Origin of the sequence: Micromonospora lupini str. Lupac 08 (assembly GCF_000297395.2) — a bacterium.
Lineage (GTDB): Bacteria > Actinomycetota > Actinomycetes > Mycobacteriales > Micromonosporaceae > Micromonospora > Micromonospora lupini.
Map to the genome: position 1 here is coordinate 1,508,559 of NZ_HF570108.1, position 20,513 is coordinate 1,529,071.

General features: G+C 73.0%; 15 protein-coding genes and 1 pseudogene. 15 read left to right on the forward strand and 1 reads right to left on the reverse strand.

The window, feature by feature from the left end; translation table 11 throughout:
* Positions 1-25: 25 nt before the first annotated feature.
* The 7 genes and pseudogenes from MILUP08_RS08170 (at position 26) to MILUP08_RS08200 (ending at position 8,091) form a co-directional block, all read left to right on the forward strand.
* Positions 26-364, forward strand: coding sequence for a P-II family nitrogen regulator (locus MILUP08_RS08170; protein WP_007456507.1), 339 nt, complete (start codon positions 26-28; stop codon positions 362-364).
* Positions 365-380: 16 nt separating this feature from the next.
* Positions 381-2,656, forward strand: a pseudogene (locus MILUP08_RS08175) ([protein-PII] uridylyltransferase).
* Between the two features lie 183 nt (positions 2,657-2,839).
* Positions 2,840-4,006, forward strand: a complete 1,167-nt coding sequence (locus tag MILUP08_RS08180) for a sensor histidine kinase (protein ID WP_144056881.1) — start codon at positions 2,840-2,842, stop codon at positions 4,004-4,006.
* Positions 4,003-4,659, forward strand: a complete 657-nt coding sequence (locus MILUP08_RS08185) for a response regulator transcription factor (protein ID WP_007456515.1) — start codon at positions 4,003-4,005, stop codon at positions 4,657-4,659. Before MILUP08_RS08180 ends, MILUP08_RS08185 begins: the two co-directional genes overlap by 4 nt.
* A gap of 126 nt (positions 4,660-4,785) precedes the next feature.
* Positions 4,786-6,345 carry a signal recognition particle protein gene (gene ffh / locus MILUP08_RS08190; protein ID WP_007456516.1) on the forward strand — a complete coding sequence of 520 codons (1,560 nt, stop codon included), beginning with the start codon at positions 4,786-4,788 and terminating at the stop codon, positions 6,343-6,345.
* Positions 6,346-6,414: 69 nt separating this feature from the next.
* Complete coding sequence (locus MILUP08_RS08195; protein ID WP_007456518.1) at positions 6,415-6,993, forward strand: Uma2 family endonuclease; 579 nt, start codon at positions 6,415-6,417, stop codon at positions 6,991-6,993.
* 18 nt (positions 6,994-7,011) lie between these two features.
* Positions 7,012-8,091, forward strand: coding sequence for an amidohydrolase family protein (locus MILUP08_RS08200; protein ID WP_007456519.1), 1,080 nt, complete (start codon positions 7,012-7,014; stop codon positions 8,089-8,091).
* A gap of 31 nt (positions 8,092-8,122) precedes the next feature.
* On the opposite strand, the gene MILUP08_RS08205 is transcribed toward MILUP08_RS08200, so the two are convergent.
* Entirely contained in the window at positions 8,123-8,725 is a 603-nt protein-coding gene (locus MILUP08_RS08205) for a TetR/AcrR family transcriptional regulator (protein WP_007456522.1), read from the reverse strand.
* A 197-nt stretch (positions 8,726-8,922) separates the two neighbouring features.
* Between MILUP08_RS08205 and proS the strand changes: the two genes are divergently transcribed.
* The 8 genes from proS (at position 8,923) to MILUP08_RS33675 (ending at position 20,488) form a co-directional block, all read left to right on the forward strand.
* Complete coding sequence (proS, locus tag MILUP08_RS08210) at positions 8,923-10,329, forward strand: proline--tRNA ligase (protein WP_007456524.1); 1,407 nt, start codon at positions 8,923-8,925, stop codon at positions 10,327-10,329.
* A 49-nt stretch (positions 10,330-10,378) separates the two neighbouring features.
* Positions 10,379-10,999, forward strand: a complete 621-nt coding sequence (locus MILUP08_RS08215) for a ribonuclease FAU-1 family protein (RefSeq protein WP_039907473.1) — start codon at positions 10,379-10,381, stop codon at positions 10,997-10,999.
* A gap of 103 nt (positions 11,000-11,102) precedes the next feature.
* Positions 11,103-11,681 carry a hypothetical protein gene (locus MILUP08_RS08220; protein ID WP_007456528.1) on the forward strand — a complete coding sequence of 193 codons (579 nt, stop codon included), beginning with the start codon at positions 11,103-11,105 and terminating at the stop codon, positions 11,679-11,681.
* A 111-nt stretch (positions 11,682-11,792) separates the two neighbouring features.
* Positions 11,793-15,557, forward strand: a complete 3,765-nt coding sequence (locus tag MILUP08_RS08225) for a PKD domain-containing protein (protein WP_007456530.1) — start codon at positions 11,793-11,795, stop codon at positions 15,555-15,557.
* Positions 15,550-15,786, forward strand: coding sequence for a hypothetical protein (locus tag MILUP08_RS08230; protein ID WP_237747043.1), 237 nt, complete (start codon positions 15,550-15,552; stop codon positions 15,784-15,786). The genes MILUP08_RS08225 and MILUP08_RS08230 overlap by 8 nt, the downstream gene beginning before the upstream one ends.
* Positions 15,787-15,817: 31 nt before the next feature.
* Complete coding sequence (locus MILUP08_RS08235) at positions 15,818-17,404, forward strand: hypothetical protein (RefSeq protein WP_007456534.1); 1,587 nt, start codon at positions 15,818-15,820, stop codon at positions 17,402-17,404.
* A gap of 2 nt (positions 17,405-17,406) precedes the next feature.
* Positions 17,407-18,390 (forward strand): polyprenyl synthetase family protein, encoded by a 984-nt coding sequence (locus MILUP08_RS08240; RefSeq protein ID WP_007456536.1) that lies wholly within the window; start codon positions 17,407-17,409, stop codon positions 18,388-18,390.
* A gap of 1 nt (position 18,391) precedes the next feature.
* Positions 18,392-20,488 carry a geranylgeranyl reductase family protein gene (locus MILUP08_RS33675; RefSeq protein ID WP_007456538.1) on the forward strand — a complete coding sequence of 699 codons (2,097 nt, stop codon included), beginning with the start codon at positions 18,392-18,394 and terminating at the stop codon, positions 20,486-20,488.
* The last annotated feature ends 25 nt before the right edge of the window (positions 20,489-20,513 follow it).

Genomic DNA, 20,513 nt, shown 5'->3' on the forward strand with positions numbered 1-20,513 from the left:
CGTTCCTGGGATGGAGGGGTTGGACATGAAGCTGGTGACCGCGGTCATCAAGCCGTACCAGCTGGACGCGGTGAAGGAGGCTCTGCACGCCCTGGGCGTCGCCGGGCTGACCGTCAGCGAGGTCCAGGGGTACGGACGGCAGAAGGGGCACACCGAGGTCTACCGGGGTGCCGAGTACACGGTCGAGTTCCTGCCCAAGATCCGGGTCGAGGTGCTCACCGACGAGATCGACGTGGAAAAGATCGTGGACGCCATCGTCGGCGCCGCCCGCACGGGCAAGATCGGCGACGGCAAGGTGTGGGTCACCGGTGTCGAGGAGGTCGTCCGGGTGCGTACCGGCGAGCGCGGCCTCGACGCCCTCTGATCCGGGCCACGACGACATGACCTCGTTGATCAAGAAGGACGCGTCAGGGCACGCCGGTGACGGCGACGCGAACCTCTTGATCAACGAGGTCGTCGGCGTTCCCGGGGGGATCGGGGAGGCCGCCCGACGGGCGCGGGCGGCCGCGTACGACGATTTCCTGCGCGGGTTGCTGCCGGCGCGCGACGGGGTCGCGCTGATGGCCGTCGGGGGGTTGGGCGGCGGCAGTGCGCCCCCTACGGCGACCTCGACCTGGTGCTGCTGCACGCCGGGGTGCCCGGCACCGACGAGTTGGCGGCCTCGGTCTGGTATCCGATCTGGGACGCCGGCCTGCGCCTGGACCACTCGGTGCGGACCGTCTCCGAGGCCCTCTCGGTGGCCCAGGACGACGTCAAGGTCGCCCTCGGGCTGCTCGACGCCCGCCTGGTGGTCGGCGACCAGGCACTCGCCGACGCCCTGATCCGCACCGCCGCCGATCACTGGCGGCGTACCGCCGTCCGCCAGCTGCCGGGCCTGCGGGAGGTCACCGTCGCCCGCTGGCAGGCGCACGGTGAGCTGGCCTTCCTCCTCGAGGGTGACCTGAAGGAGGCCGCCGGCGGGCTGCGCGACGTGGGACTGCTGCGCGCGATCTCCGCAGCCGGGATCACCGACGCGCTGCGCCCCGCCGTCCGCGCGGCCCACCTGCGACTGCTGGACACCCGCGACGCCCTGCACCAGCAGGTCGGTCGCCGGGTCGACCGGCTGGTCGCCCAGGAACGCGCGGGTGTCGCCGCGCTGCTCGGGGCGGAGGACGGCGACGCCCTCCTCCGTCGGGTGGCCGGGGACGCGCGCACGGTCAGCCACGCCCTCGACGACGCCTTCCGCGCCGCCGACCGGCTGCGCTCCGGCCGCTCCCGGGGCGGGAACGGCGCTCCCGTGCGCCGGCCCGTGGCCCGGGACGTGGTCGAGCACGACGGAGAGCTGGTGCTGGCCCGCACGGCGATCGGCGCGCGCCCCGACCCGAGCCTGTCGCTGCGGGTGGCCGCCGCGGCGGCCACGACCCGGTTGCCGATCGCGCGGGCCACCTGCGAGTGGCTGGCGGCGTACTGCCCACCGCTGCCCGCGCCCTGGCCGGCCGAGGCCCGGGCCGCGCTGACCACGCTGCTGGGCGCCGGTCCCGGCCTGGTGCCGGCCTGGGAGACCTGCGACCGGTACGGGCTGGTGGACGGCTGGCTGCCCGAGTGGACCAGGCTGCGCAGTCTGCCCCAGCACAATCCGGTGCACCGCTACACCCTGGACCGGCATCTCGTGCAGGCGGCCCACGAGGCCAGCCGGCACACCCGCGAGGTGGACCGCCCCGACCTGCTGCTGCTCGGCGCTCTGCTGCACGACATCGGCAAGGGCCTGCCCGGTGACCACAGCACCGTCGGGGTGCCGCTCGCCGAGACGGTGGCGACCCGGGTCGGGCTGCCCGCCCCGGAGGTCGAGCTGATCGGCACGCTGGTCCGGCTGCACCTGCTCCTGCCCGACGTGGCCACCCGACGGGACCTCGCCGATCCGGTCACCATCGCGTCGGTCGCCGAGGCGGTGGGGGACACCGGCACCCTCGACCTGCTGCACGCGCTCGTCCGCGCGGACGCCGCGGCCACCGGGCCGGCCGCCTGGTCGGACTGGAAGGGCCGACTGGTCGCCGAGCTGGTCGGCCGCGTCCGCACCGCGCTGGACACCGGCGTGCTGCCCGAGCCACCCGCCCCGGATCCGGCGCTGCTGGCCGGTCCGCTGCCGGTCGTCCACCTGACCGGAGACCGGGTGGCGGTGGCCGCCGCCGACCGGCGTGGACTGCTCGCCACGGTGGCCGGCTGCCTGGCCCTGCACCGACTGGAGGTGCTCTCGGCGGACGCCTCCGTGGTCGACGGCCGAGCCCTGGTCGAGTGCCGGGTGCAACCCCGCTACGGCCTGCCGGCCGATCCGGTCCCGCTGCGCGCCGACCTCCGTCGCGCGGTCGCCGGCGACGTGTCGGTCACCCAGCGGCTGCGCGGTCGTGCGCTCGCCGCCCGGGGCAGCGGTGCCGCCCCCCGGGTCGTCTGGCACCGCGAGGCCGCCACCGACGCGGTGCTGCTCGAACTCCGCGCGGCCGACGCCGCCGGGCTGCTCTACCGGGTCGCCTGCGCGCTCGACGAGGCGGGCGCCCTGGTCCGCGCGGCGCGCATCTCCACCCTCGGCGCCGACGTGGTCGACGCCTTCTACCTGGTGGGCGGCTGGCCGGACGACGCCACCCGGGCCCGCCTGGAAGCCGCCGTCCTCGCCGCCGTCTGACCCAGGTCAGCCCGACCGCTGCCGTGGCCGGTGCTCGCTGGGCGGTGGCTGGTGCGTCCCGGGCCGCTCGCGCCCGCGCACACCGTGCCGGGGCTTTGGGGTGGCGGGTACGTCCCGGGGCGTAGGGGCGGTGCCGCTCGTGGACGCACGTCAGGGGGCGTCGGCGCGGGCAGAATGACGGCCATGCGATGGAACGGGCGGCGGGTGTGGCCGGACGCGGTGGATGACGCCGTGCTCGCCCTGGCGCTGCTCGGGTTCGGGCAGCTCGCCACCGGGCTCGCGGGGGCCAACCAGCCGGGGTCGAGGCCGGTGGACGCCGTCTGCCGGGTGCTGATCGCCGTCGCCGCGCTGGCGCTCGTCGGTCGCCGGCGCGCCCCGGTCGCCGTCCTCGCCGTGGTCACCGTGGCCACCACGACGTACCTGGTGCTCGGCTATCCGTACGGGCCGATCCTGCTCACCTTCCTGGTCGCGGTGTTCACCGTGGCCCTGCGGCTGCCGGTGCGCCCGGCGGCGCTCGCCACCGTCGGCGCGTTCGTGGTGCTGCTGGCGCACGTCTTCTGGTCCCGGGGCCCGGCGCCGGGATGGACCGGAGTGCTCCCCGCGTCGGCCTGGGCTGTCGTACCGTTCGCTGCGGGCGTGGTGGTGCGGGTCAACCGCGAGGCCGCCGCCCGCAGCCGCGCCGAGCAGGCACGTGATCGTGTCGCGCAGGCCCGGCGGCAGGCAGACGAGGAGCGACTGCGCATCGCCCAGGAGGTGCACGACGTGGTGGGGCACGGGCTGGCCGCGATCAGCATGCAGGCGGAGATCGCCCTGCACCTGCTGCCGAAACGGCCGGAGCAGGCGGAGGTCGCGCTGACCGCGATCGGTCGTACCAGCCGGGAGGCCCTCGACGAGCTCCGGGTGACGCTGGGTGCGGTGCGTCGGGGCGCGGAGCGCGAACCGGTGCCGGGGCTGGCTCGGCTCCCGGCGCTGTGCGACCGGTTGGCCGGCGCCGGTCTCGCCGTCGACCTGCGTCGCGACGGCGAGCCGCGGGAGTTGCCGGCGGCGGTGGACCTGGCCGCGTACCGGGTGGTGCAGGAGGCGTTGACAAACGTGCTGCGGCACGCCGGGGTGGCGCGCGCGGAGGTGACCGTCGGCTACCGGCCCGACGAGGTGACAGTCGAGGTCACCGACCGGGGCGTCGGGGTCCCCGCCGGCCCGGTCGACGCCGCTGACGAGGACGGCGGCGGGCACGGCCTGGCCGGTATGCGGGAGCGGGTGGCCGCGCTTGGCGGGCGGCTGGCGATCGGACCGCGTCCGGACGGCGGGTTCCGCGTCCGGGCCCGGCTGCCCGTGGAGCCGTCCACGTGATCCGGGTGCTGATCGCCGACGACCAGGATCTCGTCCGCCTTGGGCTGCGCGCTCTGGTGGAGAGCGAGGACGACCTGGCGCTCGCCGGTGAGGCGGCCGACGGGCTGCGGGCGGTGGAGTTGGCCCGCCAGGTCCGGCCGGACGTGGTGCTGATGGACATCCGGATGCCCGGTATCGACGGGATCGAGGCGACCCGCCGGATCGTCGCCGATCCCGACCTGACCGGTACGCGGGTGGTGGTGCTCACCACCTTCGAGTTGGACGAGTACGTCTTCGACGCGCTGCGGCACGGCGCGAGCGGGTTCCTCACCAAGGACACCCGGCCGCCGGAGCTGCTGCGCGCCATCCGGCTGGTCGCCGAGGGGGAGGCGCTGCTGTCGCCGTCGGTGACCCGGCGGGTGGTGCGGGAGTTCGCCACCCGGCCGTCGCGGGCGCCCCGGCCGCACCCGCGGCTGGACACCCTCACCGAACGGGAGCGTCAGGTCGTCGGCCTGGTCGGTGAGGGCCTGAACAACGAGGAGATCGCCGCCCGGTTGGTGGTCAGCCCGGCGACCGCGCGGACCCACGTCAGCCGGGCGATGGGCAAGCTGGGAGCCCGGGACCGGGCCCAGCTCGTCGTCTTCGCGTACCAGTCGGGTCTGGTGTCGGGGTGAGGCCCGGGAAGCGGGCCGGGCCGGGCGAGAGCGGCCCCGCGACTGGGCGGTTACCCTAGCGGTGGCCGGACTCCGCAGTGCCGGCCACGTTGTGCCCGCCGGAACACTGACAAACGGGATGTTCGCGTGTTTGACACCTTGAGTGACCGCCTGTCCGGGATCTTCACCAAGCTCCGCGGCAAGGGGCGGCTCACCGACGCCGACATCGACGCCACCGCGCGCGAGATCCGCCTCGCGCTGCTGGAGGCGGACGTCGCGCTGCCGGTGGTCAAGGGCTTCATCGCGGCCGTCAAGGAGCGGGCTCGCAGCTCCGAGGTCTCCCAGGCGCTCAACCCCGCCCAGCAGATCATCAAGATCGTCAACGAAGAGCTGATCAACGTGCTCGGCGGTGAGGGGCGGCGGCTCCAGTTCGCCAAGCAGCCGCCGACGGTGATCATGCTGGCCGGTCTCCAGGGTTCCGGTAAGACGACCCTGGCCGGCAAGCTGGCCCGCTGGCTCAAGGGCCAGGGGCACCAGCCGCTGCTTGTCGCCGCCGACCTCCAGCGCCCCAACGCCGTCGGGCAGCTCCAGGTGCTCGGTGGCCGGGCCGGCGTCGAGGTGTACGCCCCGGAGCCCGGCAACGGCACCGGTGACCCGGTGCAGGTGGCCCGCGCCTCGATCGAGCACGCGAAGCGCGCCGCCCGCGACATCGTCATCGTCGACACCGCCGGCCGCCTCGGCATCGACGCCGAGATGATGCAGCAGGCCGCCGACATCCGCGACGCCGTCTCGCCGGACGAGGTCATCTTCGTCATCGACGCGATGGTCGGTCAGGACGCCGTCCGCACCGCCGAGGCGTTCCGCGACGGCGTCGGCATCACCGGCGTGGTGCTCTCCAAGCTCGACGGCGACGCCCGTGGTGGCGCCGCGCTCTCCGTGCGCGAGGTGACCGGGCAGCCGATCCTGTTCGCGTCCACAGGCGAGAAGCTGGAGGACTTCGACGTCTTCCACCCCGATCGCATGGCCAGCCGGATCCTCGGCATGGGCGACGTCCTCACTCTGATCGAGCAGGCCGAGCAGGCCTTCGACTCCGATCAGAAGGAGAAGATGACCGCCAAGCTGATGGGCGGCGAGCAGTTCACGCTCGACGACTTCCTCGACCAGCTCATCGCGGTGCGGCGGATGGGCCCGATCGCCAACGTGCTGGCCATGATGCCGGGCATGGGGCAGATGAAGGACCAGCTCGCCGAGCTGGACGACAGCCACTTCGACCGGGTCACCGCGATCATCCGGTCGATGACCCCGGGCGAGCGCACCAACCCGAAGATCATCAACGGTTCCCGCCGGGCGCGCATCGCCAACGGCTCCGGGGTCACCGTGATGGACGTCAACCAGTTGCTCAACCGCTTCGCCGACGCGCAGAAGATGATGAAGCAGATGGGCGGCATGATGGGCCTGCCCGGCGGTGGCCGGCGCAAGGCGACCAAGAGCCCGAAGAACAAGCGCAAGGGCACCAAGGGCGGCGGTCGTCCGCGTACGGGCGCCGGCGCCGGGCTTCCGGGCGGTTTCCCGGGTGGCATGCCGCAGCTCCCGCCGGGAATGGACCCGAACGACCTCGCCGGTGGCCAGGGCCTGCCGCCCGGCTTCAAGCTCCCGAAGATCGACTTCAACAAGCTCGGCAAGGGCGGCGACAAGGGCCCGCGCTGACGCGTGTCGGTGACGGCGGGCGACGTCACCCTTGCCTACGGTGATGTCGCCCCCCTGGAAGGAGATGTCATGACCGCGGCCCCGATCCTGCCCGAACGGCACGAGTGGACGATCGACGACCTCGGTGAACTACCGAAGGACCTTCCGTACGAACTGATCAACGGAAGGTTGATCGTGCCGTCCCCCACTGCCGTGCACCAAGAGTTCTGCGTCGAGTTGCTGCTCACCCTTCGCGTCAACTGCCCACCGGAATACCTGGTCAGCATCGACCTGTCGATGCGGGTCGACAGGCGCAACGAGCCGCGCCCCGACGTGGTGGTCATCCGCCGCAAGCACGCCGGCCGGTCGCCCGTACCGGTCGAGGACGCCCTGCTCGCCGTGGAGGTCGTCTCGCCGACCTCCAGCTTCCGCGACATGTACGACAAGGCCAAGGTCTACGCGCACGCCGGCGTCCGGTCCTACTGGGTCGTGGACCCGTTGCAGGAGCGCGTGACGCTCACCGAGTACACCCTCGGCGCCAACCGGGAGTACGAGCAGATCGCCCACACCGAGGACCTGTTCGTCACCGAGCGGCCGTGGAAGGTCTCCGTGGACCTGCCGGCCCTGACCTCTCGGAAGATCGACCTGCTCGCCCCCGGCGAGGAGTGATCGGGTAGGACTGTGCGCATGGTTCTTCATGTGCGCGGTGTGCTGCTCCCCGACGACGAGGTCCGGGATCTCTGGCTGGTCGACGACCGGGTGACGTTCACCCCGGTGCCCGGTGCGGAGACGGTCGTCGACGGCGGTTTCGTGCTGCCGGGGCTCGTCGACGCGCACTGCCACATCGGCATCGCCCGCGGCGGCGCCCCGATCACCTCCCTCGACCAGGCCCGCGAGCTGGCCCACGTCGACCGGGACGCCGGTGTGCTGGCGATCCGCGACGCCGGCTCGCCCTACCCGTACCCCGAACTGGATGACGAACCGGAGCTGCCGCGGCTGGCCCGCGCGGGCCGGCACGTCGCGCCCCCGAAGCGCTACCTGCGCGACATCGGGGTCGAGGTCGGCGCGGCCGAGGTCGCCGCGACGGTGGCCGCGCAGGCGCGCGCCGGCAACGGCTGGGTCAAGCTGGTCGGCGACTGGATCGACCGGGGCGTGGGCGATCTCGCGCCGGCCTGGGACGCGGACACCCTCACCGCCGCCGTGCGGGCCGCGCACGACGCCGGGGTACGCGCGGCTGTGCACACCTTCTCCGAGTCGGCCGTCGAGATCATGGTGCGTGCCGGGGTGGACTCGGTGGAGCACGGCACCGGCCTCAGCCTCGACCTGATCGACGAGATGGCCCGCCAGGGCACCGCGCTGGTCCCCACAATGATCAACATCGCCACCTTCGGTGGCATCGCCGAGCAGGCGCGCGCCAAGTTCCCCGGGTACGCCGAGCACATGCTCGCGCTGCGCGACCGCTTCCCCGAGGTGGTACGCGCCGCCCATGAGGCGGGCGTACCGATCTACGTGGGCACCGACGCCGGCGGTGGCATCGACCACGGGCTGGCCGCCGAGGAGATGCTGCTCCTGCACGAGCGTGCCGGCATGGCACCCATCGACGTGCTCGCCGCCGCCTCCTGGGGCGCCCGCGAGTGGCTCGGCTTCCCCGGCCTGGTCGAGGGCGGCCACGCCGACCTGACCGTCTACCCCGAGGATCCCCGCCACGATCTGCGCGTCGTCCGCGCCCCGTCCCGCACGATCCTGCGTGGTCGCGTCATCCGCTGACCCTGCGCGCCGCGTCCGCGCGGGGCGGCGGTCAGGGGGTTGGGCGGACGGCGGCGCTGAACAGGTGGACCGCCAGGTTGGCCAGTGCCGTGGCGGTCTGCTCGATCGGCTCGCGGGGGAGCACGATGTGGCTCACCACCAGGCGGACGATCGTGTCGGCGGCGAAGGTCAGCGCGGCCTGATCCGCTCCCGGCAGTTGGTCGCCGGCCCAGTCGAGCAGCGCTCCCGACGCCTCGGTCAGGACCACCTCGGCGCGGGTGGTGAGGTACGGCAGCAGCTCGTCCGACCCGCCCCGCGCGCTTGTCAGGATCGCTTTGACCAGCGGGTTGTCCGCTGCGGTGGCGAGGGTGTGCGCGATTGCCGCGTACGCGCCGGCCCGCACGTCGGCGCCGTGCGCGAGGAGTGCGGCCCGGACGTCGCCCACGAACCGGTCCACCTCGCGCCGGGCGAGCGCCTCGGCCAGCCCACCCTTGCTGCCGAACTCGTTGTAGACGGTCTGCCGACTCACCCCGGCCGCGGTGGCCACCCCGCCCATCCGTACCGCGTCCCAGCCGGCGGCGATGGTCCGCGCGCGGGCCGCGTCCACGATCGTGTCCCGCAGCCGTTGGCGGGGTGAGTCCGTCATCGCAGTCATGATGGTCAAATTCTACGGACGCGCCGCCGTCCCCGCCGAGCGCGCGTCGCCGACCCCTCGGCGCCCGTCGCTGCCCCGGTCCGGGGCGCGGCGGTGGCCTCTCCGGCGCGGGTGAGACCGCCGCGCGGGAGGGCGTCGCGCGGCGCGGCGACTCCCGGGCGCGGTGGCGCCCCGCACGGCGCATAGGATGTGCGGTCATGGCACGCGTGCTCACTCCCCGTGCGGAGGACTTCCCCCGCTGGTACCAGGACCTGATCGCCAAGGCGAAGCTGGCCGACAACGGCCCGGTCCGCGGCACCATGGTCATCCGTCCGGCCGGCTACGCCATCTGGGAGCGCATGCAGCTCGAGATGGACGCCCGGATCAAGGCGGCCGGGGCGGAGAACGCGTACTTCCCGCTGTTCATCCCGGAGAGCTACCTCAAGCGTGAGGCCCAGCACGTCGAGGGCTTCTCGCCGGAGCTGGCGGTGGTCACCCACGGTGGCGGTAAGCAGCTCGCCGAGCCGGTGGTGGTGCGCCCCACCAGCGAGACGGTGATCGGCGAGTTCATGGCCAAGTGGATCGACTCGTACCGGGACCTGCCGCTGCTGCTGAACCAGTGGGCAAACGTGGTCCGGTGGGAGCTGCGTCCGCGGATCTTCCTGCGGACCAGCGAGTTCCTCTGGCAGGAGGGGCACACGGCGCACGCCACCCGCGAGGACGCCCGCGCCTACGCGCGGCGGATCCTGCACGAGGCGTACGAGGATCTGATGGTCAACGTGCTCGGCATTCCGGTGGTGGTGGGCCTGAAGACGACCCGTGAGCGCTTCGCCGGGGCGACTGCCACGTACACCTGCGAAGGCATGATGGGCGACGGCAAGGCGCTGCAGTTGGGCACCAGCCACGAGTTGGGTCAGAACTTCGCCAAGGCGTTCGACATCAGCTACTCCGCCAAGGAGGGCGGCCGCGAACACGCGTGGACGACCTCCTGGGGCACGTCGACCCGGATGCTCGGCGGCCTGATCATGGCGCACGGCGACGACAACGGCCTGCGGGTGCCGCCGAGGCTGGCCCCCATTCAGGCGTACATCATGATCGTCAAGGATGGCGAGGGCGTCGCGGAGGCGGCGGCCAAGCTGCGCGACGGCCTGCGCGACGCCGGTGTCCGGGTCGCGCTCGACGACCGGACCGACACCGCGTTCGGCCGCCGGGCCGTCGACGCCGAGCTGCGCGGCTATCCGGTACGCGTCGAGGTCGGCCCCCGTGACCTGGCCGTCGGCAACGCGACAGTGGTCCGCCGTACCGACGGGTCGAAGTCCCCGACGCCGGTGGCCGACGTGGTCGGCGCGGTGCTGGCGGCGTTGGAGGCCGACCAGCAGGTGCTGCACGACCAGGCGCTCGCCCACCGGTTGTCGCGCACGGTCGAGGTGGCCACCCTGGCCGAGGCGATCGAGGCGGCCGCGACCGGTTGGGCGCGGGTGCCGTGGTCGGCTGTCGGCGTGGCCGGCGAGGCCGAGGCGAACGGCCAGGGCGTGACGGTGCGCTGCCTGCTGCGCGCCGACGGCTCGGTGCCGGACTCGGAGGACGAGCCCGACCTGGTCGCCATCCTCGCCCGCGCCTACTGAGGTGCGGCCGGGCAACCCTGTCGACCGGTTCGCGCCGGGCCGGCTGATCATGCACCGGAACGTGCGGCGCGGCCGGATCGGGTGGGTCCGGCCGGGCCGCGTGGTAAGCGACGACGAGCGAGGGTTGCTGGTCTGGATCGCCCGGGACTCGCCGGTGGCCCACGAGGTGACCGAGGCCGGGCTGGGGATGCGGGCGATGCCGTTCGCCGAGTGGATCTCGTCGACGTACCGGCTGGCGCACGGGCGCTGGAACGGCCCGCCCCTGCTGAAGTTCCTGCCCACCGGTGCGGCCCACTCGGTCTGGTGGTTCCGGGACGCGCAGGGGCGCTTCCTGAACTGGTACGTCAACCTGGAGGAGCCGGGCGTCCGGTGGGACGACGGGCCGGTGGCCGGGGTGGACGTGGTGGACCAGGACCTGGACGTGGTCGTCCACCCGGACCTCAGTTGGCAGTGGAAGGACGAGGACGAGTTCGTCGAGCGTCTGGCCTTTCCGAAGGACTACTGGGTGACCGACGAGAAGGCGGTCCGCGCCGAGGGGGAGCGGGTGATCGCGCTCGCCGAGGCGGGTGAGTTCCCGTTCGACGGAACCTGGTGTGACTATGCCCCGCCACCGAACTGGGGCGTGCCGGAAGGGCTGCCCGCCGGTTGGGATCGTCCGCCAGTGCGTTGAACTGCCTCGATTACCCTGTGTCATCCTGCGGACATAGGGGGTGGTGGAAGCGGCGTGGCGGCCTAGGGTTCAGGCAACGTCACCACCAGTAATGGGAGGCCTGATGGCCGACCAGATCGACACCTTCTCCGACCTGCAGGCCCGCGCCGGCGCGATCCTCGCCCGGCTGAGCGCCGCTCCCACCCTCGCGATCGCGGCAGCCACGAATCCGCTGCTGGCCGTCGAGCACCTCGGCTACCAGTTCAACCCCGACACCCGGGCCGGCATCGGTGACCGCATTCGGCTCGGACCGACCGCCGCCAAGAAGCTCGCCGATCTGCGTACGACGATCGCCCGGCTGGTCGACCGCCAGGTCGACCCCGACGACGGCCCTGCCGTCCGCCGGCTCCTCACCGACCTGGGCGTGCTCCCGGGCTCCGGCGGCGACGAACCGGACACCGACCCGCCGCGCTGGCAGCCCGGCGGTGCCGGCGCCGACCCGCTGGAACCGTTCCGGGACCGGCACCCGGTGCTGGTTCCGCTGCTGGAGTACCGGCGGATCTCCGCCCGCCGGCCGAGGTTCGCGCCCCCGCGGGCCTTCGCCGCGATCCTCGGCGGCACGGTGACCACACCGTTGACGGGCGTGAGTGGCCGGCTTCAGTCGCCAGCGCCGGACCCGGAAGCCGAGACCCACCCCCGCTGACCGACGGGCGGCCCGTCGCGCGGCGACGGCCCCCAGCATTTCCTGACGTCCGGACCGGCATCGGCGTCCACACCCTCCGGCCTCCACCACACCGGCCCCGAAGGGGGACCAATGGCCGACACCCATGGCTTCGAGGTCGTCGTCGAGGCGACTTCGCCCGTTCTCCGCAAGGCACTGCAGGGCGCCTGGAAGTCCGCCGAGTGCGGCGACACCAGCACCGACGAGGGACGCATTCCGCAATACCTGCCGGTTCCGGCCGGCCTCGGGATCGGTGGGTTCATCACGGCCGGCGGCCAGGTGGAGATCCCCCGAGACCAGCTCGACGCCACTCCACGACCCGACATCGACGGTTGCGAACTCACCTTCGGCCTGGTCATCCAGGTGACCGTCGCCGATCCGCCGGTGCCCTCCGCGCAACTGCTTGACCTCACCGCCACCGCGCACGCCGCCGTGCCGATCGGGGTGCTGCCGGACTCGAAGAACGTGGGACTGCGCTTCGACGGCCTGCCCCGCAGCGCGGTCACCGCGACCCTGACCAGCGGCGACCCTCTCGCCCCGAAGCTCCTCCAGATCCTCGGCGAGTACGTCCACTTCGCCTACGAGAACGGCGGCCCCGGGGGCGTGCTGCATCCCGGTATCCCGGCGATCCCGCACGAGCAGGACGACACCGGGCTGGTGCTGGGTCTCGGCGTCGGCAGCTACACCCTCGACACCCACCTGGAGATCTACGACGACCAGGCCGACCCCGCCCACCGGATCGACGTCAGTCAGCCCGATCCGGCGCACGTCCTCATCAGCATGCCGGTCTACCTGCGGATGTTCCACATCGTGGGTGGTGGTGCGGCGCCCGCGCTGGCCGACCCGATGGCTGTGGAAACCCGGCTCGCCATCACGGTGCCGCTGGAGACCCCACCGGGGGCGTACACGTTGCGCTTCGACACCGCGACAGTGGTGGCGGGACCGATAAACCCGGCGTCCGGCATCGAGGGCGCCCACTTCACCACGAACAACGCCACCCTGTTCGGGTTCCTCGACAACGCGCTGCAAGCCCAGCTCAACCAGCAGGGGGCGGCGTTGGTGCACGGCTTCGGATCGCAGAGCGTCGTGGTGCCCACCGTGGCGCAGATCGAGACGGCCATCGGTGACCTGCTCTTCGACGACCTGGTCGGGCGGGGCTTCCTGGCCCTGTGGACGCCGGAGGTGGGTGGCGAGGTTTTCGAGGCCGACAACGTCGCCACCCGGGTCTTCGCCGACCTGCTGGTGATCGCGATCAACGCCGGCGAGGGCGCCGACATCGGGGCGATGACAAACGTCGTACCGGCCGGACGGGACTTCGCCATCCTGCTCGACGGGACGATAGTGCAGGAGAACATCGACTCCGCCCGAGTCGCCAACGGTTGGGCGGACAGCGACCTGCCGCGCCGCGTCGACCAGGGCGACGACAAGGCGGACGTCCGGGAGTTGGACGTCGAACTGCGCGACGGGTCGATCCGGATGACCGGAGAGTTGACAGTCATCGACGCGATCCTCGGCAGCATCGACGTCGACGCCAGCTTCCGGGCCGACGTGGGACTGCACTGGACCCCGAGCGGTGACCTCAACTCCGACGGCGTCCAGCGGATGGACAACCACCTGATCGGCGAACCGGACGTCGACCCCGAGGAGTCGGTCCTGTTCTGGGTCATCGCCATCATCCTGGCGATCATCAGCTTCGGCGCCGGGAGCATCCTGATCGGAGTCATCATCATCGTGGTCGCCGCGGTGATCACGGCCGTGGTCAACAACATCGGCGGGTCGCGCCTCGTCGACCCGATCACCGGGGCGGTCAGCGGCATCACCGGCTGGCCGCCCGAGCTGGCCCGGATCGGACGGGTCAGGGCCGTCTTCTTCGACCCGATCGTGATCAACGCCGACGGGCTCGTCCTCGCCGGTGACCTGGAGGTGCTCAGCTCCTGTGAGAGCACCGAGGTGCTCGCCGCCCGCAGCAGCGGACCGTACACCGGGACGGCCCAGTCGGCACTGCTGCTGGCCGCCGGGCACACCAGCGCCGCGGCCGGCTACACCTGGCTGACGGGCGACGGAACGGCACCGGCCGCCACCGCGGACGTCAACCACGTCTACGCCGCCAGCGGCACCTACCTGGCCGCGCACTCCTTGACGATCAACCAGCCCGGCGGCGCCACCAGCCGCCACTTCGCGTTGGTGTACGTCGCCAACGTGCCGCCCACTGTCGATGCCGGCCCGGACCTCACCGTGGACGAGGGGGAGGTGGTCACACTCGTCGGCCGGTTCAGCGACGTCGAGTACACCGACACCCACGAGACCACCTGGAACTTCGGCGACGCCCAGCCCACCGAGCCGGGCACGGTCGTGCAGACCAACACCCCGCCGCGGGCCGAGGGCACCAGCACGGTCCAGCACGCCTGGTGCGACAACGGGGTGTACGAGGTGACCCTGCGGGTCCGGGACCAGAACGGCGGGATGGCGACCGACACCCGGATCGTGACGGTGCGCAACGTCCCGCCCGTGGTCGATGCCGGTCCCGATCTGTTCACCTACCCCTGCACGGTCCTCACCCTCACCGCCGCGTTCACCGATCCCGGTTGGTGCGACACGCACACCGCCGTCTGGGATTTCGGCGACTGCACCCCGCCGCTGCCGGCCGTGGTCACCGAGACGCACGAGCCGCCGGCCGGCCGGGGGACCGCGGTGCTGTCCCACCGCTACCCGGACTGCGGCACGTTCCTGACCCGGTGCACGGTGCTCGACGACGACGGTGGAGTGGGAGTCGACGAGCTGGTGGTTCGGGCCGTCGACGTGGTCAACCGGCACTTCGAGGACGGGTTCGCCCAGCGCACCACCGGGCAGGTCGCCAACGGGTGGGAGCCGTACGTGCTGGCCGGCCCTGCGGCCGGGGGCACCGGCCACCATGTCGCGAGCAACTTCGTGGTGCACGGTGGTCGCCGGGCACAGGGGCTCGTTCCTGGTCCGCAGCAGCGGGTCGGCGTCCGGCAACAGATCGGGGCCAACCCGGGCTGGGCCTACCAGCTCACCGCCTGGTACGACCTCGACCAGGCCGAACCCGCGACGGCTCGGCTCGGCGTCGACCCCACCGGCGGCACCGACCCGACCTCCGCCGCCGTCGTCTGGAGCGACGCCACGAGCGCCCAGCGGTGGAGCCCGCTGACGGTACGCGTCGCCGCCCGGGCGGCCGCGGTGACCGTCTTCCTGGAGGCCGCGGCCGACGGGGGCGAACCCCGAAGGGGCGGCGGACGGGTGTGGTTCGACGACGTGGACCTGCTGGCCGCGCAGCCGTACTGCCCGACGGAGCCGCCGCCGCCACCAAGGCCGCGTGACTGCCTCGACTTCGCCGACCGTCAGCCCGGCACGCAGTACCCGGCCGAGTGGACGGACCACGGGTTCCTCATCAGTTCCCTGGACGGCGGCGGCCGGGTGGTCGTCGCTGTCGGGTCGCCCACCGCCGGTGCGGCCCTCCAACTCGGCGCCGGCGTCCGGGTCGAGCTGCCACACCCGGCGGACCGGGTCGTCGTCACGCTTGTCAACCAGGGCGGCAAACCGGTCGAGCTGACCGCGTTCGACGACGACGGTACGCAGCTCGACCGCGTCGACGTGCCGGCGAACTCGCCGCCGGGCCCGGCGACGGTGACTCTGGCCGGTCCCGGCATCGTCGCCGTCCGGATCGTCGGACGGTCGGCGGAGGGGCTGCTGGTCCGGCTCTGCGCCGAGTACGCCGACGACACCGGGCCGGACGACGAACACGGCGATCCCACGTCGCACCCGGTTCCGGTCGATTCCGGTGGCACCGGCCCGACCCGCCGGCCCGACCCGCCGATCCGTGGTGGCTGCTGTGGCTGAACCTGGCTCGCTCGACAACGTCCGTGCCGTGCTGGCCGCGCACCGGACCGACCTCACCCGTCGGTACGCCGCGGTCGGCACCGGCATCGGCCGGCCCGACCCGGCCGGCCCGTACGTCATCACCGTCTACGTCACCGAACCCGCACTGGTGGCCCGCACCGACGAGAGCGTCGACGGTGTCGCGCTGCGCTTCGTGCTCACCGGGCCGTTCCAGGCCCGCCGAACCTGATCCATCACCCCGTTGCACGGCAGGAGGCGGCATGTCCAATCCGAACGACGACAGTTACGTCAAGGCCCGAGCGTTGGCTCGGGCGGCTCGTCGAGGCCCACTGGCCGGGTTGCTCGGCGACCCGAACGTCAGTGGTCTCGCGTACGGCCGACGGGAGGTCAGCGGCCGCCGCACGGACGAGCCGGCCCTGGTGGTGTACGTGGTGCGCAAGGTGCCGAGGCAGTTCCTACCCACCACCCGGCTGCTGCCGCGGCGGGTCTACTTCGGGCCCGACTTCGTCGAGGTCGACGTGGTGGAGACCGGCCCGTTCTTCGCCCAGGAGTTCACCGCCCGGGAGCGTCCGGCGCCCAACGGGGTGAGCATCGCGCACATCGACGTCACGGCCGGCACGCTCGGCGCGCTGGTCACCGACAACACCGACGGTTCGCTCTGCATCCTGAGCAACAACCACGTGTTGGCGAACGCCAACGCCGGGGTGATCGGCGACGCGATCGTGCAGCCCGGCCCGTACGACGGCGGCACCGCGCCGGCCGACACCATCGCCACCCTCAAGCGATTCGTGATGATCAACCCCGCCGGCAACCGGGTGGACTGCGCGATCGGCCAGGTCTCCCAGCCCAACGACGTGATCGACCGGGTCAAGGACGACATCTTCCCGGTGGCCAACAGCGACCATCCGGCGATCGGTCTGCTCTTCGCCGGCTCCTGCAACCGGACCCTGATCAACCCGATCGACGAGGTGCTGCGTCAACTCGACGTGGCCTTCCCCGCGGGGGCCAGCGCCATCGCCGGCGTCGACATCGGCAGCAACGTGGAGAAGGTCGGCCGGACCACTGAGTACACCACCTCCACGGTGACCGAGCTGGATGTCAGCGCGAGCATCGACTACGGCCCCGGGGTCGGCGTGGCCACCTTCGAGGGCCAGATCGCCACCGCCCACCTGTCCGAGGGCGGCGACTCCGGGTCGGTGGTCTACCTGGGCGGCGCGGGTGGCAACGAGAGCGCCTGCGGCTGCGCCTCCAGCAGCACCGCGCGCCGGGTCCTGGACCGTGACGTCGACCTCGACGTGGCGGTCGAGAAGGAGTTCCGGCAGCGCTACCTGCAGCAGACCAGGGTCGGCCGGTTCGCCGTCGACACCTACTTCGCCAACGAGGACCGGCTGGTGGCTCGGGCTCGGGCGGCGAAGCTCTCCGACGCCGACCGGCGGCACCTCCAGAAGCTCTACGACACGTACGCCGAGACGGCCCGTGCGGCACTGCTCCAGCCGCAGCGCTCCGAGGCGACGCTCACGACCGAGCACCTCGACGAGGCCCGCAAGACGCTGCGCCGGTTCGCGGACCGGTTGACCGCCGAGGAGCTCTCCGCCGCCGAGGAGGTGCTGGCGCTGGCGAACGACGCGGTGGGCCGTACTCCGGTGGAGATCCTGCGGATGCTCGACGATGAGCAACTGCTGCACAAGGCGCAGGAGTTGGTCGAGCGGGTGCCCACCCTGTGTGCTCCGGGCAGTGGGCGGCGCGGCGACGGTGGCTGTGGGTGCGGTGGCGGTGGGAGCGGCGGCGACGCCCGGCAGGCGGCGGCCGAGAAGCCCACCAAGCCGAAGCCGAAGCGGAAGCGGTGACGATGGGTGATCCCATCGGTCCGGACTGGCTGGCCAGCGTCCCTGCCCGGGAGGCGCTGGCCGGCCTGGACGGGCGGATGCGGGAGGCCGTCGCCGCGTCGGACCCGGCGCTCTGGGCGATGGCGACGGCGCTGCAACGCCGTGGCGGCAAGCGGATCCGTCCCGCGCTGCTGCTGGTCGCGGCCGAATTCGGTACCGCCCGTCCGGCGCACCTGCTCGACGCCGCCGCGGCGTTGGAGTTGCTGCACCTCGCCTCGCTCTACCACGACGATGTGATGGACCGTGCCGTCACCCGGAGGCACGGCCCCAGCGTCAACGCCGAATGGGGCGAGCCGGCGGCAGTGGTCGCCGGGACCTTCCTGGTCGCCCGGGCGATCGCCCTGCTCGCCGCCTTCGACGACAGGTACGGCCGGGAGGCGGCATCCGCCCTGGTCGCGCTCTGCACGGGCCAGCTCCGCGAGACGGAGAACGCGTTCTACACCGGACTCACCGAGGCCGAGCACCTGGAGATCATCGCTGGCAAGACGGCGACCCTGTTCGAGTTGCCCTGCCGGATGGGCGCGCTGCTCGCCGGTGCGTCGCCGGCGACCGTCGAGGCGTTGGCCGGGTACGGCCACGACCTCGGAGTCGCCTTCCAGCTCACCGATGACGCGCTCGACGTGCGCGGCAGCTACGCGGCGCTCGGCAAGCGGCCGCTGACGGACGTACGGGAAGGGGTCTACACCATGTCGGTGCTGCGGCTGCTTGCCCGCGACACAGCGGTGGCCGGGCGGGTGCGTGACCTCCTGGAGGTACGCGAGCCCACCGCGGCGGAGTTGACCGAGGTGGCTGAGCTGGTCGTCGCCTCGGGCGCGGTGGACGAGGTCCTCGCCGAGGCCCGGAGCAGGGCGGCGCAGGCCGCCCGAAGGCTGGATCCGCTGCCGTCCGGCCCGGCCCGGGACTCGCTGGTCCGGCTCGCCGACTACGCCGTCACCCGGGCGGGTTGACGTGGACACGCCGGACCTGCCGACCCCGATGATGGTTCCGGACCGGCTCGACGGCTTCGACGCGGTGGTGGTGGGCGCGGGGCCGGGCGGTGCGGCCGCGGCGTACCGGTTGGCGGTGCTGGGCCGCCGGGTTCTGCTTGTCGACCGGCGCGAGTTTCCCCGCGACAAGTGCTGCGGCGACGGCCTGACCCGCAGCGCGGTGCGTCTGCTCGCCGACATGGGAGTGCTCGACGAGCTGACGGGTGCCCAACGGGTCGGCGGGGTGCGGATCCGGATGCGCGGGCGGGGCGCTCGCGACTTCCACTACGAGGACCCCGACGGCACCGGGTACGGCATGGTGGTGCCCCGGCTCGAGCTGGACGCGGTGCTGTGCCGGCGGGCCGTGCGCGCCGGCGCGGTGCTCTGGACCGGAGCGCGCGCCACCGGGCTGCTCGGCGGCGCCGGCGGGGTCCACGGCGTGCGGATCGAGTACGAGGGACGCCGGTTCGCGCTGCGCGCCCCGGCTGTGGTCGCCGCCGACGGGGCCTCGTCGCGGCTGGCACACCAGGCCGGCTTGCGTAGTCCGGACCGGGAGTGGACCGGGTTCGCCGCCCGGGGCTACTTCACCGAGGTGGCGGACCTCGACGAGTTGCTGGAGATCCACCTCCCGCTGGCGGACGTCACGGACCGGCGGGTACTGCCCTCCTACGGCTGGGTGTTCCCGGTCGGCGACGGGACCGCAAACGTCGGCGTGGGCCTCTTCGACCCGACGCACCGGGAGAACGTCCGTCTGCTGTACGAGCGTTTCGTCGCCGACCTCGTGGCGACCGACAGGCGGTTCCGGGCGGCCCGCCCGGCCGGACCGATGACCGGTGCGCCGCTGCGGCTGGACTTCGACCCGTCCCGGTGCGGTGTGCCGGGGCTTCTGCTGGTCGGCGACGCGGCGGGGCTGGTCAGCCCGTTCACCGGCGAGGGCATCAGCTTCGCCCTGGAGTCGGGTCTGCTCGCCGCCGACCGGATCGACGCCGCCCTTCGTCACGCCGAGGCGGGACCCGTGGATCCCGCTCCGTACGCCCGGCAGTTGGCCGTCCGGCAGTCCGGCTATTTCGAGACCGGCCGGTACTCGGTGCGCCGGTACCTGCTGGCCTGGCGGGTGCTCGACGCCACCTTCGACGACGACCGGCCACTCTTCGCTCTCTGCCGGCGGCTGGCGCTCTTCCCGGACGGCGCGCGAGCCGGTGTGCTGCTGGACCCGCTGCCCGCGCCGGCTCCGGAACTCGCCCGCGATCTGCGGCGCGATCTCCTGGCCGTGGGCGAACTGCTGGCGGGGTGTGTCCGGGAGGACTGGCCGATGTTCGTCCGGCTCGGCGGGGTGGACGAGGACCTGTCGACCCTGTCGCTACGTCCCTCGGTGCTGCTGCTGGTCGCCGCGGCGGTCGGTGGCCGGGAGCATCCGCTGCGGCACGCCCTCGCCGCGGCGGTGGACCTGGGGCTTCTCGCCGGGTTGGCGGTGGACAGCGCCCGGGAGGAGGCCCGGCCGGCCGGGCCTCGACCGACGCCATGGGGCAACCGGTTCGCGGTGCTGGTCGCGGACTACCTGTTGGCCCGCGCGTACGAGTTCGCCGCGCAGGGCGGTGGCCCGGTCGTCGCCGAGTTCGCCGAGGCGTTGACGGTGGCCTGTGAGGGTCGGGCTCTGGAACTGCGTGACGGCCCGCCGTCCGGCGGGGGTGCCGGTGGTGCCCTGCTTGCGGGGCGGGCCGCCATCGCGTTCGAGTTGCCGTGTCGGCTCGGCGGTCGGCTCGGGGGCGCCCGGACGCCCGTGGTGAACGCCTTGGCCGCGTACGGTCGGGAGATCGGCGCGGCCCACACCCTCGGCGAGCAGCTTCGGGAGCTGACCGGGGCGTCCCGGTGGGGTGGGTCGGCGCAGCCGGGGGCGGTTGCGCACGACGACCCTCGGGTGGCCGGGCTGCTCGGACTGGTCGCCGAGCATGCCCAACGGGCGCGTGCGGCGCTGCGGACGGTGCCCGCCGGCCCGGCCCGCGAGCTGCTGGCGCGGCTGGCCACCCCCGAGCTGTCGGGCCCCGTGGGGCCCGGCGGAAGGGTGATGTCGCTCACGTAGTGGCATCGGGCCGGCCCGCTCGGGG